Source organism: Rhizobium sp. BK098 (genome assembly GCF_014193155.1).
Taxonomy (GTDB): domain Bacteria; phylum Pseudomonadota; class Alphaproteobacteria; order Rhizobiales; family Rhizobiaceae; genus Rhizobium.
This window is the reverse complement of sequence record NZ_JACHYY010000002.1, coordinates 295,336-311,532: the sequence shown is the minus strand read 5'-3', so window position 1 is coordinate 311,532 and position 16,197 is coordinate 295,336. Positions and strand designations below refer to the sequence as shown.

Here is a 16,197-nt window from a genome sequence, read left to right as displayed (position 1 = left end):
ATAAGACCTTCCGGTAAAAGCAAGCTGGACACGTTCCCTGCGTGTCCAGCTTTAATGCGTTACCGGCGCGGCTGTTGTGCGTTTTTTGCCACGTCCGTGCGTCACCTTCCGTCACATGTAACGTCCAGAGTAGCTAAGCCATTGACGCCGGTTCAAGACGCGCTATGAACCACGCGCAGTTGTGGTATTTTAGCAAATGCGGTTTGGCTTTTCCTCAAGGTCGCTCGGCAGTGCAAGTTCCGTGCCGGACGACACGAATTGGCCATATTGCTATGACAGCGGAAACTGACGGCAAGCGGCGTTCTCGAATTTCGATCTTAAGGCCTGAAAGTCTTCGCTTCGCAATATTGTGATAGTTCGTGGCGAAGTTTTTGGTGGTGCGTTAAGGCTGCGGATTGATACTGAGCGGCGTTACTTGGCGCGAGCTAGCGCTATTTACTGCTTCCTCTCTTGGCTGCGCATGATTTGGATCGCAGTGTTGAACGGTTGGGATATGTCGAAGAAAAACGGAATTGAACCCTTTTCGCGCCGCTCTTTCCTGCGGTCGGCCGCAACTCTTGGCGCTGCCGCACTGGCTGCTCCGGCCCTTGCGCAAAACGCAACTCCGCTTGAGGCGTTGATCAACGATCGCTCCCGTGGCAATTGGGACGACCAGTTCGACGCCAAGGCTGCGGCGCGCACCGCCGCTGCTGTCCAGTCGAACGCGCCAATCCTCGGGCCGGATTCCGTACCGAATATTCAGCAGGCGATCGCGCAATATCAGAACATTGCCGCCAACGGCGGATGGCCGCAGATCAATCCGACAAGCCAGCAGGCGCTGCAGCTCGGTGCGACCGATCCGGCCGTACAGTCGCTGCGTCAGCATTTGATGATTACCGGCGACCTGCCGCGTGAGGCTGGTATATCTTCTGCCTTCGACTCCTATGTCGACGGTGCGGTCAAGCGTTTCCAGGCCCGTCACGGACTGCCGGCAGATGGCGTCCTCGGCGATTTCACGCTGAAGGCGATGAACATCCCCGCCAATGTCCGTCTGCAGCAGCTCAACACCAATCTCGTCCGCCTCCAGACGTTCCCGTCCGACCTCGGCCGCCGTCATGTCATGGTCAATATCCCGGCGACACGCGTCGAAGCCGTCGAGGACGGTCAGGTGGCGCTGCGCCACCAGGCGATCGTCGGCCGGGAATCACGGCCGACGCATATCATCAATTCAAAGATCTACGAGGTCATCCTCAACCCGTACTGGACGGCACCGCGCTCCATCGTCGTCAAGGACATCGTGCCCTTGATGCGCAAGGATCCGACCTACCTGACGAAGAACAACATTCGCCTTATTGACGGCAAGGGCCAGGAAGTGGCACCCGAAACGATCGACTGGAATTCGGACAAGGCGCCAGACCTGATGTTCCGTCAGGACCCGGGCAAGACCAACGCTATGGCGTCCACGAAGATCAATTTCCACAACCCCAACAACGAATACATGCACGACACGCCGGAACAGGGCCTGTTCAACAAGTTGATGCGTTTCGATAGCTCAGGCTGCGTGCGCGTTCAGAACGTGCGCGACCTCGCGACCTGGCTGCTGGCCGAAACGCCCGGCTGGCCGCGTCAGCATATCGAGCAGGTCATCTCCACCCGCGTCAATACGCCGATCACCCTAGCGTCGGAAGTGCCTGTCTATTTCGTCTATATTTCGGCCTGGAGCGCCCGCGACGGCATCGTCCAGTTCCGCGACGACATCTATAATCTCGACGGCAATTCCCAGTTGGCGCTCAATACAACCCAGGGCATGGAGCAGCCGGTTCAATAACCGGCATTGTTCGGATCCCATCTGCATGGAAGCCGCATCTCAGGATGCGGCTTTTTCGTTTGCCGGGGTCGCTCTGCGTAGAATGCTTACTGCGCCGCGCGTCCCTGGACGCGCAAAGGACGCAGTAACGCTTTGAAATGGCGCATAATCTTTTCCGAAATCCAGCAGGATTTCGGGATTATGCGCGCAAATGTCGCTGGTCGTATTGCTCTCCGGCGACCCTGACGTTAATACCGTTTGCATTGCCCTTCCGGCCCGTTCAGGAGCTTTCACGATGACCAACGCGTCCACCGAACCCTTCTTCAATCGCTCGCTTGCCGATACCGATCCGGAAATCTTTGGTGCGATCGGCAAGGAACTCGGTCGCCAGCGGCACGAAATCGAACTGATCGCCTCGGAAAACATCGTCTCGCGCGCCGTGCTGGAAGCGCAGGGCTCGATCATGACCAACAAATACGCCGAGGGATATCCGGGCAAGCGCTATTATGGCGGCTGCCAGTATGTCGATATCGCCGAGGAACTCGCCATCGAGCGCGCCAAGAAGCTGTTCGGCGTCAACTTCGCCAACGTTCAGCCGAATTCCGGTTCGCAGATGAACCAGGCCGTGTTCCTGGCGCTCTTGCAGCCCGGCGACACCTTCATGGGTCTCGACCTGAATTCGGGCGGTCACCTGACGCATGGTTCGCCGGTCAATATGTCCGGCAAGTGGTTCAACGTCGTATCCTACGGCGTGCGCGAAGGCGACAACCTGCTCGATATGGACGAAGTGCAGCGCAAGGCCGAGGAAACCAAGCCGAAGCTCATCATCGCCGGCGGCACGGCCTATTCCCGCATCTGGGACTGGAAGCGCTTCCGCGAGATCGCCGACAGCGTCGGCGCCTATCTGATGGTCGACATGGCCCACATCGCCGGTCTGGTTGCCGGTGGTCAGCATCCGTCGCCGTTCCCGCATTGCCATGTTGCCACCACGACCACGCACAAGTCGCTGCGCGGCCCGCGCGGTGGCATGATCCTCACCAATGACGAGGATCTGGCGAAGAAGTTCAACTCGGCCGTCTTCCCCGGCCTCCAGGGCGGCCCCCTGATGCATGTCATCGCCGCCAAGGCGGTTGCGCTCGGTGAAGCGCTCCAGCCGGAGTTCAAGGACTACGCTGCCCAGATCGTCAAGAACGCCAAGGCGCTTGCCGAAACGCTGATCTCTGGCGGCGTCGATGTCGTCTCCGGCGGCACGGACAACCACCTCATGCTCGTCGACCTGCGCAAGAAGAACGCCACCGGCAAGCGCGCGGAAGCCGCCCTCGGCCGCGCCTACGTCACTTGCAATAAGAACGGCATTCCCTTCGACCCCGAGAAGCCCTTCGTCACCTCGGGTGTCCGTCTCGGCACGCCGGCTGGCACGACGCGCGGCTTCAAGGAAGCCGAATTCCGTGAAATCGGCAATCTGATCATCGAAGTGCTCGATGGCTTGAAGGTCGCCAATTCCGACGAAGGCAATGCTGCCGTCGAAGCTGCCGTGCGCGAGAAAGTGGTCAAGCTCACCGACCGCTTCCCGATGTACGGCTACATGGGCTAAGGAGAGCGCATGCGCTGCCCCTATTGCGGCTCAGAAGACACCCAGGTCAAGGATTCGCGCCCGGCGGAGGACAATACGTCCATCCGCCGTCGGCGCATTTGTCCGGATTGCGGCGGCCGCTTCACCACCTTCGAGCGCGTGCAGCTGCGCGAGCTCATGGTTATCAAGAAGACGGGCCGCAAGGTGCCGTTCGATCGCGACAAGCTGGTGCGCTCCTTCGAGATCGCGCTGCGCAAGCGCCCGGTCGATCGTGACCGGATCGAGCGGGCCGTATCGGGCATCGTGCGCCGCCTCGAAAGCTCGGGCGAGACCGAAATCAGCTCCGAGCAGATCGGCCTGCAGGTGCTGGAAGCGCTGAAGAGCCTCGATGACGTCGCCTTTGTGCGCTACGCCTCCGTCTACCGCGATTTTTCGCATGCGGAGGATTTCGAGCACGTGATCGACGAGATCAACGCCAAGATCGCTCGCGATCCGCTGGACCCTTGACCATGGCGCTGCGGCCCGAGGACGAGCATTTCATGGCCGCGGCCATCCGTCTGTCGCGCCAGCATCTGGGGTTGACTTCCACCAATCCATCCGTCGGCTGCCTTATCGTCAAGGATGGCGTAATTATCGGCAGCGGTGTGACCGCGCTTGGCGGGCGCCCGCATGCCGAGCCTCAGGCGCTGGCCGAGGCAGGTGAGGGGGCCAGAGGTGCCACCGCCTACGTGACGCTTGAGCCTTGCTCGCACTACGGCAAGACGCCGCCATGCGCCGAGGCGCTGATCGCTTACGGCGTGGCACGCGTCGTCATCAGCGTCACCGATCCCGACCAGCGCGTCTCCGGGCGCGGCATCACCATGCTGCGCGAGGCCGGCATTGAGGTCGATTCCGGTGTTCTGGAGACGGAAGGCAGGCGATCTCTCGCCGGTTATCTCATGCGCCAGACGAGAAACCGCCCCTATGTGACTCTCAAGCTTGCGATTTCCGCCGATGGCATGATTGGCAAGAGGGGTGCGGGGCAGGTTCGCATCACCGGCGATGCCGCACGCGCTGAGGTGCAGATGCTGCGGGCGGAAAGCGATGCCATTCTTGTCGGCATAGGTACGGCGATAGCAGATGATCCGGAATTGACCTGTCGGCTCCCCGGCCTGGAGGATCGCACGCCGCTGCGCATCGTCATTGACGACGAGCTGCGGCTTCCCCTTGGCAGCAAGCTGGTCCGCACGGCCCGGCAATATCCGGTGATCGCGGTCGCCGGCCATCCGCCGCCGTTTGACGAGAATACCGACGCCGCATTCCTCGGACGCCGCGCAGCGCTGGATGCCGCCGGCGTCAAGGTCTTGCAATCCAATTCGAGCGAGCCGGGCGAGCTACTGGAGGCATTAGGCACCCGTGGTATCTCGTCGCTGCTGGTGGAGGGAGGCGCCAAGACGGCACGGCGCTTCCTCGACGCTGGAATGGTCGACCGTATCCTGCTGTTTCAAGGTCCTGCCGAGATCGGCGAGGGTGGTATTGAATCGCCGGTTCTGAAATCCAATATCCCAGCTGATTTTATTCATGTTGGCCAGAGCCGCTTCGGCGACGATCTCTGCGACGAATACGAAAGAGGTTTTTGATGTTTACCGGAATTATCACCGACGTCGGCACGGTCGAATCCATTTCCCCGTTGAAGGAAGGCATCAAGCTGCGCGTTGCCACCAATTACGATCCCGCGACGATCGATATGGGCGCATCTATCTCGCACGCCGGCGTCTGCCTGACGGTTACGGGTCTGCCTGAACAGGGCAGCAACGGACGATGGTTCGAGGTCGAGGCCTGGGAAGAGGCTCTCCGCCTGACGACCATCGGCACCTGGGAAGCAGGCGCCAAGATCAATCTTGAACGCTCGCTGAAGATCGGCGACGAACTCGGCGGTCACATCGTGTCCGGCCATATCGATGGCAAGGCGGAAATCCTGTCGGTAACATCAGAGGGTGAGGCCACGCGCTTCCGTCTGCGCGCGCCGAAACATCTTGCCAGGTTCGTCGCGCCGAAGGGTTCGGTCGCGCTCGATGGCACCTCGCTGACCGTCAATGCCGTCGAGGGTACGGAGTTCGACGTGCTGCTGATCCGCCATTCCCTGGAGGTCACGACCTGGGGCGAGCGTAAGGCTGGCGACTTTGTCAATTTCGAAGTCGACACCATGGCACGCTACGCCGCTCGTCTGGCGGAATTCCCCGCGGTCCGCGAATCCTGAGTTTCGTAAGCTCGCCGCAAGAAGGCGTCGATCGGCGCCTTTCCGGCCTAAGCAAGTGTTTTTTCCATAAGAAAATTCGACAATATCTGGCCGCGCTTTTCCACCTGCTGCGCAGCTAAGGTGATAAAGCCTCTGCGCTCGAAGAATGGGCGGGCGGTCAAGCTTGCTTCGGTGAAAATCCGTTGCAAGCCCTGTTCGCGAGCGGCCCTTTCGACCGTCTCTAGTAAAAGGCTGGCGACGCCCTTTCCCTGATAATCCGGCGAAACGAACATCATATCCAGGCATCCATCCGATTGTAGATCGGTAAAACCGATGGGTGTAGAACCATCGACAGCAAGCCAGGTCGGTCGGCTTGCCCGATACTGTGCCCAGACTCCGGCATCATCGACCTTTGCCCAAGCAGCGACCTGCTCCGGACTGTAGTCTTTCGATGCGACCTCACGAACGGCCCGCAGGAAAATCTCGATCGTGGCTCGGGCGTCGCTTGGTTCGTAGCGTTTGACAGAAAACCTTTTCTGCGAAACCGGCACGATGGTTCACCCCTGTAACGGCTAACGTTCGAAGATGGCGTTGGATCTGTCCTTGAGCATGAGCTCATCGATACGCCGGAAGCCGATCTTTTCGGCAACCCGCAACGACGGTAGGTTCTCAAGGTCTACGATGCAGGTCATGCGCCGTCCTGCGAACTGTCTGTCCGCCCAGGCGATGGCCGCGTTCATGGCCTCCGTCGCATAGCCCTTGCCCTGCATCGGCGGCGTAATGCCCCAGCCGGCTTCCAGCGTGCCTTCCGTCATCGGCGTCATGTCGCGATGCAGATCCAGAAATCCCACTTCGCCGATCAGCCGGCCGCTTTGACGCTCCTCGACGGCAAAGAAACCGAAGCCGAGATGATGCCACAGGCCGGCATAGCGTAACAGGCGGGCCCAAACCTGCTCGCGTGTCGGCATCTCGCCGCCGATGAAGCGCACGATCTCCTTGTGTTTCCAGAGCTCGAGGAATTCGTCGAAATCATCAAGCGTATGGCCGCGCAGCAGAAGCCGGTCGGTCGTCAGTGTCGGTATATGGGTCATCGGATTAAATCTTTGCTGAAAATGGTTTTGGTGATGGTCAGTCGTTCGAGGCGCCGGGCTCGCCGTCCCAGTAGTCGAGGTTGGTGGCAGCGGCGCGGCCGATGGCACGGAACGCCGTCTTGCCGTCGCTATAGGTTTTGGCCAGGAACTTGCCGGAATCGGGATATTCGACGATCTCGGTTCGAGCCTTGGTGGAAATGGCTAGGTAGGTGAGCACGCCGGGGCCGACATTGATCAGCTGATGCGCTGTTTCGGGGCCGCCGGCCGGAGCTCCAAGAACATCGCCTTTGCTGACCGCGATGCGCTGGTCGCCGAAGCGATATTCGCCTTCGCCGTCGAGAATGACGAACATCTCCTCCTCGACGTGATGATTGTGAAACGGACAGCCGGATTTGCCCGGAGGCACTTCGTTGTAGCTGATGCCGAGCTGCCTCAGCCCGAGCTTCGCCCCGAAGGAGGTGTCGCTGCCGGCAAAGAAGCTGCCTTGCTGCCAGTGTTCCAGCTCGAGTTCGCCGACGTTGACGGCGGGTGCGGATTTCTTCGTCATGAACCTCCCCCTTGCTGGCTCCAAATTATTATCGAAGCGGTTGCGTGTGCGGAAGCCACAATTTCCGCGGTGTGCCGATCATTTCCAAATAGGGTCGGAATCGGCGCGGGCCATTGAAAAACACTTGCCAAGCGAGGCCTGCCGTGGTTTGACCCGGGCCTAACAAGGTGCCGCGCCCTCTCAAATCGCAGGTGATGTATGACCAGCTCTTCCAACGCTCATATCCTTATCGTCGAAGCCCGCTTCTATGACGATATGGCCGATGCCCTGCTCGATGGCGCCAAGGCAGCCCTCGACGCGGCTGGGGCGACCTACGATATCGTGACAGTGCCCGGCGCGCTGGAGATTCCGGCGGCAATTGCCATGGCGCTTGATGGCGGGGACAATGGTAATGTTGTTTATGACGGCTATGTGGCTCTCGGTATGGTTATCCGCGGCGAGACTTATCATTTCGATATCGTTGCCAATGAATCCTCGCGGGCACTGATGGATCTGGCGGTCAGCGAATCCCTCGCGATCGGCAATGGTATTCTTACCGTCGAGAACGATGAGCAGGCATGGGCGCGTGTGCGCCGTTCGGACAAGGACAAGGGCGGTTTTGCCGCCCGTGCGGCGCTGACCATGATCGCGCTGAAAGAGAAGTTGGGTGCATAATACATGAGCAATCAGGATAACGAGCGACCGGCCAAGCCCGCCAATCAGCGAGGTGCCGCACGTCTAGCGGCGGTTCAGGCGCTCTATCAGATGGATATCGGCGGAACCGGCGTTCTGGAGGTGGTGGCTGAATACGAGGCGCACCGCCTGGGGCAGGAGCTGGATGGCGAGACCTATCTGAAGGCCGATGCATCCTGGTTCCGCTCCATCGTATCGGGTGTCGTGCGTGAGCAGACGCGGCTTGATCCGCTGATCGGCTCCGCGCTTCAGGACGACTGGGCACTGTCGCGTCTCGACAGCACAGTGCGCGCCATCCTGCGCGCCGGCACTTTCGAGCTTATCGACCGCAAGGACGTGCCGGTCCCGGTCATCGTCACCGAATATGTCGAGATCGCGCATGCCTTCTTCGAGGAGGACGAGCCCAAGCTCGTGAATGCTGTGCTCGACCGAATCGCCAAGCAGGTTCGCGGCGAAGCGAAGAAATAAAACCGCGCCGGACGCTCGGATCGCGGCATAACGCATTTTCGTTTCCTTCGTTCGCGCCTGATTTCATCTTCGAATATTCTTTTGAACCTTCTGCGGGTGTTTTACCCGCGGACGGTCTTGACGCGACGTTTTCCCGCCATCAATCTCGCAACTGCACATCAGCCGATCTCCTGGAGGAGGGGGTCGACCGTTGTTGCAGGCGGCCGGGGGAGGAGTGAACCGCCGGCTTTTTTGGAGGGAAAAAGCGAAATGTCGATTCTTTTAGGAGTAATCGCATGCGGACTGCTCTCGGTGATTTACGCCGTATGGGCAACCCGGTCGGTGCTCGCTGCCGATCAGGGCAACGCCCGCATGCAGGAGATTGCCGGGTATATTCGTGAAGGAGCGCAAGCCTATCTGGCGCGCCAATATAGAACCATCGCCATCGTCGGGATCATCGTTTTCATCGCGGCCTGGCTCCTCTTGTCGGCCGAAGCCGCTTTCGGCTTCCTGATCGGCGCAATCCTCTCAGGCGCCGCAGGTTTCATCGGCATGCATGTCTCCGTGCGCGCCAATGTCCGCACCGCGCAAGCCTCGTCGCAGAGCCTGTCCGCAGGCCTCGATATCGCCTTCAAGTCGGGTGCCATCACCGGCATGCTGGTTGCAGGTCTTGCCCTGCTCGGTGTCTCCATCTACTTCTATGTCCTGACCGGCATCCTCGGTCACGAAGCCGGTTCGCGTGACGTGATCGATGCGCTCGTCGCCCTTGGTTTCGGCGCCTCGCTGATCTCGATCTTCGCCCGTCTCGGCGGCGGCATTTTCACCAAGGGTGCGGATGTCGGCGGCGACCTGGTCGGCAAGGTCGAGGCCGGCATTCCCGAAGACGATCCGCGCAATCCCGCCACCATCGCCGATAACGTCGGCGACAACGTCGGCGATTGCGCCGGCATGGCGGCCGACCTGTTCGAGACTTATGCGGTTTCGGTTGTCGCGACCATGGTTCTCGCCTCGATCTTCTTCGCCGGCTCGCCGCTCCTCGGTTCGGCCATGATCTATCCGCTGGCAATCTGCGGCGCCTGCATCATCACCTCGATCATCGGAACCTTCTTCGTGAAGCTCGGTGTCAATGGCTCAATCATGGGTGCCCTCTACAAGGGGCTTATCGCAACCGGCGTCTTGTCGATCGTCGGTCTGGCCGCAGCGACGTCATTGACCATCGGTTGGGGTTCTGTCGGCATGGTGGCCGGCTTCGACGTCACCGGGACAAAGCTGTTCGCTTGCGGCATCGTCGGCCTGATCGTTACGGCGCTGATCGTCGTCATCACCGAATACTACACCGGCACGAACAAGCGGCCGGTCAATTCCATCGCCCAGGCGTCGGTCACCGGTCACGGCACCAACGTCATCCAGGGCCTTGCCGTCTCGCTGGAATCGACGGCACTGCCGGCGATCGTCATCGTTGGCGGCATCATCGCCACCTACCAGCTCGGAGGCCTGTTCGGCACGGGTATTGCGGTTACCGCCATGCTCGGCCTTGCCGGCATGATCGTCGCTCTCGATGCCTTCGGCCCGGTCACGGACAATGCCGGCGGCATCGCGGAAATGTCGCATCTTCCGCCGGAGGTGCGCAAATCCACCGACGCACTGGACGCGGTCGGCAATACTACCAAGGCCGTTACCAAGGGTTACGCCATCGGCTCGGCCGGCCTCGGCGCGCTCGTGCTGTTCGCTGCCTATTCGAACGACCTGCAGTATTTCGCGGCTCACGGTGACAAATATCCGTACTTCGCCAATATCGGCACGATCTCGTTCGAGCTTTCGAACCCCTACGTCGTTGCCGGTCTGCTGTTCGGCGGCCTCATTCCCTATCTCTTCGGTGGGATTGCAATGACGGCCGTCGGCCGCGCCGCCGGTTCGATCGTGGAGGAGGTGCGCCGGCAGTTTCGTGAGAAACCCGGCATCATGCAGGGCACGGAGCGTCCCGACTATGGCCGCGCCGTCGATCTGCTGACCAAGGCCGCCATTCGGGAAATGATCATCCCGTCGCTGCTGCCGGTTCTGGCGCCGGTCGTCGTCTATTTCGGTGTCCTGCTGCTTTCCGGCTCCAAGGCTTCGGCATTTGCCGCTCTCGGTGCTTCCTTGCTCGGCGTAATCATCAACGGCCTCTTTGTCGCCATTTCGATGACGTCGGGCGGCGGTGCCTGGGACAACGCCAAGAAGAGCTTCGAGGACGGTTTCGTCGACAAGGACGGCACGCGTCATATGAAGGGCTCGGAAGCCCACAAGGCTTCAGTCACGGGTGACACCGTCGGCGATCCCTACAAGGACACGGCAGGCCCGGCAGTCAATCCGGCGATCAAGATCACGAATATCGTGGCCCTGCTTCTGCTTGCTATTCTCGCCGGCTAAGCAAACTGAATGCAAAAGAAAACCCGCGAGACGCCATGGCTCGCGGGTTTTTCGTTGAAGCGGTATCCCGGCTTATTGGCCCGGGTTGAGGTTGTTGAGGAAGTTCCTCGCGCCGTTCACGCCGCTGCCGCTGCCCTGGAGGATCTGCTGCAGGAAGGTGATGTCGCGGCCGCCGGTTGGGGTCGTGCGGCTGATCATGTCGAAGACCCTGCCGTCCTTAAGCGTATAGTTGGCTTCCTGCTTCACCACGCCGTCCTTGTCGAAATAGATCGCAAGAATGTTCTGGTCTACCAGCTTCGGCTTCATGAAGGCGGCGGCACGCGTGCGCTTCTGGGAGATATAATAGAAGACTTCACCGTCAAAGGTCGCTGTGGTCGAGGGCGTACCGAGCGAAAGCAGAACCTGCTCGCGGCTCGAACCGACCGGCGCAAGCGCCAGCGACTGCGGATCGAAGATGTAGCCGTTGTTCATGACCTCGCTGGTCTTGCAACCGGAAAGGCCCATGGTCGCAATCACCAGGGCGATGGCGGCAGTGCTGCTGAAAGTAATGTCAGACTTGAAATACCGTCTGGTCAACGACATCTCATCTCCCCTAATGAATCAATCCGATGGCCGGACGGCCGGTATGACCTTGCTGTACACATCATTGTGTCCTTTCCGCGATGGCAAAAGGCACAATCATGTTGTTCGGCACTCTTCGTCACCGATCATGCACAACGTGACGACGGTAAGGGCTGGAGCCTCGAAGCGGGCACAAACGGCATTGCAATTCGCGCCTGCTTCGGTAAACCAGCTTTTGCGTGGATGCAACAAGGCCAAGCAAAAACGGGGCGCTCCGAGGGAGCCAATTCCGGGAATTTTCATGATTTTTGGGCTCTTCCGCAAAAGAAATCACAATCAGATCATCGTCGTCAGGCAGTATGAAGCCTTGACCTCCATGGCGCGGCAGCCGGTTTTTTATACCGATTACAACGTGCCGGATACGGTGATGGGGCGTTTCGAGTTACTGTCTGTCATGATGATCCTGTTCTTTCGACGCACGCGGTCTTCGGCGACAAGCGGTCAGGAACTGGCGCAGGAAATTGTGGATGCTTTCTTCGAGGATATCGATTATTCGATCCGCGAGCTTGGTATAGGCGACAATAGCGTGCCAAAGCGCATGAAGAAGCTGGCCGGCATGTTCTATGGACGCCTCGAAAGCTATGCGAGCGCCATGGATGTCGATGATCGCGCCGCGCTCGCCGTGGCGTTACAGCGCAACATCTATCCCAGGGCGAATGAGGCCGCGGCTTCCATGAGTGCATTGGCCGATTGGATGATGATCGCGGAAGCGCATCTGGCGACCGTCACGGAAGATCAGATCGCCACGGGCTCGGCGACGCTGCCCGTGCCAGACAAAGTCGGTCAACAGGCCGGTTAGGAGATAAAAATGAAAAGACACGACTCCGATGAAACGCCGTTTTCCTATCCCGTGAAGGTAGGGCATATCTCGGCCAATCCGGTGGATGTGCACATCGAGGCTGATGACCGCGAACTGGTTGGGCTCGCGGCCCTTTGGAATGTTCTCTCGGTCAGCAAGCTCGAAGCCGATCTCAAGATTTCGCGCTGGAAGCGCGACGGCGTGCGCATCAAGGGCAACGTGAAGGCAAAGATCGTTCAAGCTTGCGTTGTCACACTCGAGCCGGTCGAATCTGATATCGATGAGGACTTCGAGCACATCTTCGTGCCCGAGGATTCCAAACTGGCGCGCGCGCCTTCTGTGGATGCCGGAGAAATGATACTTGATCCCGATGGTCCGGATCTTCCGGAGACCTTCACCGGCGATACGATAGACGCTGGTGCGGCCGTTGCGGAATTTGCCGCTCTCGCCATAGATCCTTATCCGCGCAAGCCTGGCGTCGAGTTCGAAGCGCATATTGAAGATACCGGTGAAGACGACAGAAAGCCTTCGCCCTTTGCCGTTCTGAAAGATTGGAAAAAGGAATAGGCCCCGGTGCCGTTCGAGCACAATTCAGTTGTCACCGGGGGAGAAAACGGTATTTTGACGCCAAATTCGCCCGTCGCGGCGGAGAAAAAGGACTAGGGACGCGTGATCAGAATTTCTCTTGACCTAATGGGTGGCGACTTCGGCCCTGAGGTTGTTGTTCCCGGCGCGGCCAAGGCGCTGGATAGGCATCCCGATATCACGTTCGTGATGTACGGACAGAAGGAACGCTGCGAGGCGGTCCTCGCCAAATATCCCAAGCTTCGCGAGAAATCGGTCTTTCACGAATGCGAAGTTGCCATCAGTATGGATGAGAAGCCGAGTCAAGCGCTTCGCCGCGGTCGCTACGTCTCCAGCATGTGGCGCTCGATCGAGGCGGTAAAGACGGGCGACGCCGATGTCGTCGTATCCGCCGGAAACACCGGCGCGCTGATGGCGATGGCGAAATTCTGCCTCCGCACCATGGCCAATATCGAACGCCCGGCAATTGCGGCGATCTGGCCGACGCTGCGCGGCGAAAGCATCGTGCTCGATGTCGGCGCTACGATCGGCGCCGATGCCCAGCAATTGCTCGATTTCGCCCTGATGGGTGGCGCCATGGCACGCGCGCTCTTTGAGATTGAACGGCCGACGGTCGGCCTGCTGAATGTCGGCGTCGAGGAAATCAAGGGTCAGGAAGAGGTCAAGGACGCCGGGCGCCTGATCCGCGAAGCCAATCTCGAATCGCTTGAATATTACGGCTTCGTCGAAGGCGACGATATCGGCAAAGGCACCGTCGATGTCGTCGTCACGGAAGGGTTTTCCGGCAATATCGCGCTGAAGGCGGCCGAAGGCACGGCAAAGCAGATCGGCGCCTATCTGCGCGCCGCGATGTCGCGCACGTTGCTTGCACGTATCGGCTATGTATTAGCCAAGGGGGCCTTCGACCTGCTGCGCGAGAAGCTCGATCCCAGCAAGGTCAATGGCGGCGTATTCCTCGGCCTCAATGGTATCGTCATCAAGAGCCATGGCGGAGCCAATGCAGAAGCCTTCGCAGCCGCCATTGATGTCGGCTATGATATGGCCAAGAATGGGCTCACGCAGAAAATCGAAAACGATTTGAAGAGATATCATGCCAAACGGCTGCCCCCTATCGGGCCGGAAGCGGCATGAGAGACGGGGTACAAGCAGAATGATCCGTTCAGTTGTTCGCGGTTTTGGGGCGGCGCTCCCGAAACGCGTCATGACCAATGCCGAGATGGAGCAGGTCGTCGATACCAGCGACGACTGGATCGTCCAGCGCTCGGGCATCCGTCAGCGCTATATCGCCGGCGAAGGTGAAACCACGGCTTCTCTCGGCGAGCAGGCGGCGCGTGCTGCCCTTGCCAATGCCGGCATGACGCCGGATGATCTCGATCTGATCATCGTTGCCACCTCGACGCCGGATAATACTTTTCCCGCGACGGCGGTGAATATCCAGAACCGGCTCGGAATGCATCATGGCTTTGCCTTCGATGTTCAGGCCGTCTGCACCGGCTTCGTCTATGCCGTAACCACGGCCGATGCCTATATTCGCGGCGGGCTTGCCAAGCGCGTGCTCGTCATCGGCGCCGAGACATTTTCGCGCATTCTCAATTGGACCGACCGTACGACCTGCGTTCTCTTTGGCGACGGTGCCGGTGCGCTGATCCTGGAAGCCGGCGAGGGGACTGGCGCCAATACCGATCGCGGCGTGCTGACAGCAAGCCTGCGCTCCGATGGTTCGCACAAGGACAAGCTCTATGTCGATGGCGGCCCGTCGACAACGGGAACGGTCGGCGTTCTCCATATGGCGGGCCGCGAAGTCTTCAAGCACGCCGTCGGCATGATCACCGACGTCATTCAGGCCGCATTCGATGCGACGGGTACCACGCCCGACGATCTCGATTGGCTCGTGCCGCATCAGGCCAATCGCCGCATCATCGATGGTTCCGCCAAGAAGCTCGGAATTGCTCCCGAGAAGGTTGTGGTCACCGTGGACCTTCACGGCAACACGTCGGCTGCATCCATCCCGCTTGCGCTTGCCGTGGCCGCTGGTGACGGACGGATCAAGAAAGGCGATCTGGTGATGCTGGAGGCCATGGGAGGCGGCTTTACCTGGGGCGCGGTCCTGCTGCGCTGGTAGCGCCGCATCTCTAAAAGCCGTTCCGAACAAGAGCTTGACCGTTCGGCGCAACGGCAATAGTCTCGCAAAACTTGAAGAAGATTACGCAGCAAAATGGGCGGGGAGCTATGACGGGCAAGACAGTGACGCGCGCAGACCTGGCGGAGTCGGTATTCCGGAAAGTCGGTCTCTCCAGAACGGAGTCGGCGGAACTCGTCGAGACTGTGATCGATGAAATTTGCAACGCCATCGTGCGTGGAGAAACGGTAAAGCTCTCCTCGTTCGCGACATTCCAGGTGCGCGACAAGAATGAGCGCATCGGCCGCAATCCGAAGACCGGTGAAGAAGTGCCGATTTCCCCGCGGCGTGTCATGACCTTCAAGGCGTCGAACGTTCTGAAGACCCGTATCCTCAAGGCCCATACGAGCCGCAAGGCAAAGACCAAGCCGGCAAATCCCGCCTCCTGATCATCCTCGCGATTTCGATTTCGGCTGGCCACATGCCTTGTGACGCCGTCGTTTTAGGCCGATCTGCTTGCCGATTTGTCGCAAGCTTGTGTAACGGCTGAATATCTGACTTGAATTTCCTCCGCCAAACCGTTGAAATATGGTGAGTCGTATCATCGAGCGATACGAATGCCGAAATCGGCTTATGTGTGATCCGGCTAAACGGCACCGCATGTGCAGTGTGGGAGTATGATGATGGACAAGAGCCCGGATGCGTTCCGCACGATCAGCGAAGTCGCGGAAGACCTTGATCTGCCGCAGCATGTCCTACGGTTCTGGGAGACTCGGTTTCCGCAGATAAAGCCGATGAAGCGGGGCGGCGGCAGGCGCTATTATCGCCCCGAGGATGTCGACCTGCTGAATGGCATCCGCCATCTGCTCTACGATCACGGCTATACGATCAAGGGCGTCCAGAAGCTCCTGAAGACCAATGGCAACAAGTTCGTCATCGCCGTCGGGCATGGCGATCTCGCCAGTGTGGAAGCGCTTGCCGCTGCGCAGGAGCCCGCCGCCGTCGAGCCTCGCGTTGCCTCTGCCAATTCCGAGGAAGATCAGATCGTCGGCCGCGCCAAGGCGCCGATCAGCCGCCGCTTCTTCAATTTCGTCAGCGGGGACGACGGCGTGCCGGATGTTTCCATCGGAAAATCGAGTGTCGGCAAGGAAGATCGCGCTTTGCTTCAGGAGACGCTTTACGATCTTCTGGAATGCAAGCGCCTTCTTGACCAGGTGCGATGAGGCTGCCCGCATGCGTTGGGCCGTACGTGTCGGGGAGTGCGGCTAAAGCATATTGTGCCTCGCAGGAATGCAACCATAGTATGTATTCTCTTGTCCGATGCATGTTT

Annotated in this window: 17 protein-coding genes and 1 pseudogene; 14 read left to right on the top strand and 4 right to left on the bottom strand. The window is 59.7% G+C overall.

The window, feature by feature from the left end:
• The first annotated feature begins 493 nt into the window (after positions 1–493).
• The 5 genes from FHT73_RS06380 to FHT73_RS06360 all read left to right on the top strand — a co-directional run bounded on the left by FHT73_RS06380 (position 494) and on the right by FHT73_RS06360 (position 5,598).
• Entirely contained in the window at positions 494–1,807 is a 1,314-nt protein-coding gene (locus FHT73_RS06380; RefSeq protein WP_112337867.1) for a L,D-transpeptidase family protein, read from the top strand.
• Between the two features lie 274 nt (positions 1,808–2,081).
• Positions 2,082–3,380 carry a serine hydroxymethyltransferase gene (gene glyA, locus FHT73_RS06375; protein ID WP_015339424.1) on the top strand — a complete coding sequence of 433 codons (1,299 nt, stop codon included), beginning with the start codon at positions 2,082–2,084 and terminating at the stop codon, positions 3,378–3,380.
• Between the two features lie 9 nt (positions 3,381–3,389).
• A complete protein-coding gene (gene nrdR / locus FHT73_RS06370; protein ID WP_015339425.1) occupies positions 3,390–3,866 on the top strand; it encodes a transcriptional regulator NrdR in 477 nt (158 codons plus the stop codon).
• Positions 3,867–3,868: 2 nt separating this feature from the next.
• Positions 3,869–4,978 (top strand): bifunctional diaminohydroxyphosphoribosylaminopyrimidine deaminase/5-amino-6-(5-phosphoribosylamino)uracil reductase RibD, encoded by a 1,110-nt coding sequence (gene ribD / locus FHT73_RS06365; RefSeq protein ID WP_183710417.1) that lies wholly within the window; start codon positions 3,869–3,871, stop codon positions 4,976–4,978.
• The gene (locus tag FHT73_RS06360) at positions 4,978–5,598 is read left to right on the top strand and encodes a riboflavin synthase (RefSeq protein WP_183710415.1); all 621 of its coding nucleotides are present in this window, start codon (positions 4,978–4,980) and stop codon (positions 5,596–5,598) included. Before ribD ends, FHT73_RS06360 begins: the two co-directional genes overlap by 1 nt.
• A gap of 47 nt (positions 5,599–5,645) precedes the next feature.
• Here the strand turns inward: FHT73_RS06360 and FHT73_RS06355 are convergent, their stop codons facing one another.
• Genes FHT73_RS06355 through FHT73_RS06345 form a run of 3 tightly spaced genes read right to left on the bottom strand, consistent with a single transcriptional unit; the run spans position 5,646 to position 7,215 of the window.
• Positions 5,646–6,128: a GNAT family N-acetyltransferase gene (locus FHT73_RS06355; protein WP_112607237.1), complete on the bottom strand. Its 483-nt coding sequence runs from the start codon at positions 6,126–6,128 to the stop codon at positions 5,646–5,648.
• A 21-nt stretch (positions 6,129–6,149) separates the two neighbouring features.
• Positions 6,150–6,668, bottom strand: coding sequence for a GNAT family N-acetyltransferase (locus FHT73_RS06350; protein WP_112607235.1), 519 nt, complete (start codon positions 6,666–6,668; stop codon positions 6,150–6,152).
• 37 nt (positions 6,669–6,705) lie between these two features.
• A complete protein-coding gene (locus FHT73_RS06345; RefSeq protein ID WP_183710414.1) occupies positions 6,706–7,215 on the bottom strand; it encodes a cupin domain-containing protein in 510 nt (169 codons plus the stop codon).
• Positions 7,216–7,413: 198 nt separating this feature from the next.
• Here FHT73_RS06345 and ribH point away from each other — a divergent pair, with 198 nt between their 5' ends.
• From ribH to FHT73_RS06330, 3 genes are all read left to right on the top strand, one after another.
• Positions 7,414–7,869 carry a 6,7-dimethyl-8-ribityllumazine synthase gene (gene ribH, locus FHT73_RS06340; RefSeq protein WP_183710412.1) on the top strand — a complete coding sequence of 152 codons (456 nt, stop codon included), beginning with the start codon at positions 7,414–7,416 and terminating at the stop codon, positions 7,867–7,869.
• Between the two features lie 3 nt (positions 7,870–7,872).
• Positions 7,873–8,355, top strand: coding sequence for a transcription antitermination factor NusB (nusB, locus tag FHT73_RS06335; protein ID WP_047627120.1), 483 nt, complete (start codon positions 7,873–7,875; stop codon positions 8,353–8,355).
• 249 nt (positions 8,356–8,604) lie between these two features.
• Positions 8,605–10,743 (top strand): sodium-translocating pyrophosphatase, encoded by a 2,139-nt coding sequence (locus tag FHT73_RS06330; protein ID WP_183710410.1) that lies wholly within the window; start codon positions 8,605–8,607, stop codon positions 10,741–10,743.
• Between the two features lie 72 nt (positions 10,744–10,815).
• Here FHT73_RS06330 and FHT73_RS06325 read toward each other — a convergent pair whose 3' ends face one another.
• Positions 10,816–11,325, bottom strand: coding sequence for an outer membrane protein assembly factor BamE (locus FHT73_RS06325; protein WP_015339434.1), 510 nt, complete (start codon positions 11,323–11,325; stop codon positions 10,816–10,818).
• Between the two features lie 222 nt (positions 11,326–11,547).
• On the opposite strand from FHT73_RS06325, the pseudogene FHT73_RS29420 reads away from it, so the two are divergent.
• The 6 genes and pseudogenes from FHT73_RS29420 to FHT73_RS06295 all read left to right on the top strand — a co-directional run bounded on the left by FHT73_RS29420 (position 11,548) and on the right by FHT73_RS06295 (position 16,090).
• Positions 11,548–12,163: pseudogene (locus FHT73_RS29420) on the top strand (ubiquinol-cytochrome C chaperone family protein).
• Between the two features lie 9 nt (positions 12,164–12,172).
• The gene (locus FHT73_RS06315; RefSeq protein WP_112414664.1) at positions 12,173–12,730 is read left to right on the top strand and encodes a YceD family protein; all 558 of its coding nucleotides are present in this window, start codon (positions 12,173–12,175) and stop codon (positions 12,728–12,730) included.
• 102 nt (positions 12,731–12,832) lie between these two features.
• Complete coding sequence (gene plsX, locus FHT73_RS06310; protein ID WP_112337857.1) at positions 12,833–13,879, top strand: phosphate acyltransferase PlsX; 1,047 nt, start codon at positions 12,833–12,835, stop codon at positions 13,877–13,879.
• 19 nt (positions 13,880–13,898) lie between these two features.
• Positions 13,899–14,870, top strand: coding sequence for a beta-ketoacyl-ACP synthase III (locus tag FHT73_RS06305; RefSeq protein ID WP_041677338.1), 972 nt, complete (start codon positions 13,899–13,901; stop codon positions 14,868–14,870).
• Between the two features lie 107 nt (positions 14,871–14,977).
• A complete protein-coding gene (locus FHT73_RS06300; RefSeq protein WP_041677339.1) occupies positions 14,978–15,316 on the top strand; it encodes an integration host factor subunit alpha in 339 nt (112 codons plus the stop codon).
• 228 nt (positions 15,317–15,544) lie between these two features.
• Positions 15,545–16,090, top strand: coding sequence for a MerR family transcriptional regulator (locus FHT73_RS06295; protein WP_106997502.1), 546 nt, complete (start codon positions 15,545–15,547; stop codon positions 16,088–16,090).
• Positions 16,091–16,197: the final 107 nt, after the last annotated feature.

What these genes read in the sequence shown, in the direction of transcription:
- FHT73_RS06380 (WP_112337867.1), top strand. Translation starts at nt 494, where the DNA reads ATGTCGAAGAAAAACGGAATTGAACCCTTTTCGCGCCGCTCTTTCCTG.
- FHT73_RS06295 (WP_106997502.1), top strand. Translation starts at nt 15,545, where the DNA reads ATGATGATGGACAAGAGCCCGGATGCGTTCCGCACGATCAGCGAAGTC.
- ribH (WP_183710412.1), top strand. Translation starts at nt 7,414, where the DNA reads ATGACCAGCTCTTCCAACGCTCATATCCTTATCGTCGAAGCCCGCTTC.
- FHT73_RS06315 (WP_112414664.1), top strand. Translation starts at nt 12,173, where the DNA reads ATGAAAAGACACGACTCCGATGAAACGCCGTTTTCCTATCCCGTGAAG.
- FHT73_RS06300 (WP_041677339.1), top strand. Translation starts at nt 14,978, where the DNA reads ATGACGGGCAAGACAGTGACGCGCGCAGACCTGGCGGAGTCGGTATTC.
- FHT73_RS06330 (WP_183710410.1), top strand. Translation starts at nt 8,605, where the DNA reads ATGTCGATTCTTTTAGGAGTAATCGCATGCGGACTGCTCTCGGTGATT.
- nusB (WP_047627120.1), top strand. Translation starts at nt 7,873, where the DNA reads ATGAGCAATCAGGATAACGAGCGACCGGCCAAGCCCGCCAATCAGCGA.
- FHT73_RS06325 (WP_015339434.1), bottom strand. Translation starts at nt 11,325, where the DNA reads ATGTCGTTGACCAGACGGTATTTCAAGTCTGACATTACTTTCAGCAGC.
- FHT73_RS06305 (WP_041677338.1), top strand. Translation starts at nt 13,899, where the DNA reads ATGATCCGTTCAGTTGTTCGCGGTTTTGGGGCGGCGCTCCCGAAACGC.
- FHT73_RS06350 (WP_112607235.1), bottom strand. Translation starts at nt 6,668, where the DNA reads ATGACCCATATACCGACACTGACGACCGACCGGCTTCTGCTGCGCGGC.
- glyA (WP_015339424.1), top strand. Translation starts at nt 2,082, where the DNA reads ATGACCAACGCGTCCACCGAACCCTTCTTCAATCGCTCGCTTGCCGAT.
- nrdR (WP_015339425.1), top strand. Translation starts at nt 3,390, where the DNA reads ATGCGCTGCCCCTATTGCGGCTCAGAAGACACCCAGGTCAAGGATTCG.
- FHT73_RS06345 (WP_183710414.1), bottom strand. Translation starts at nt 7,215, where the DNA reads ATGACGAAGAAATCCGCACCCGCCGTCAACGTCGGCGAACTCGAGCTG.
- ribD (WP_183710417.1), top strand. Translation starts at nt 3,869, where the DNA reads ATGGCGCTGCGGCCCGAGGACGAGCATTTCATGGCCGCGGCCATCCGT.
- FHT73_RS06360 (WP_183710415.1), top strand. Translation starts at nt 4,978, where the DNA reads ATGTTTACCGGAATTATCACCGACGTCGGCACGGTCGAATCCATTTCC.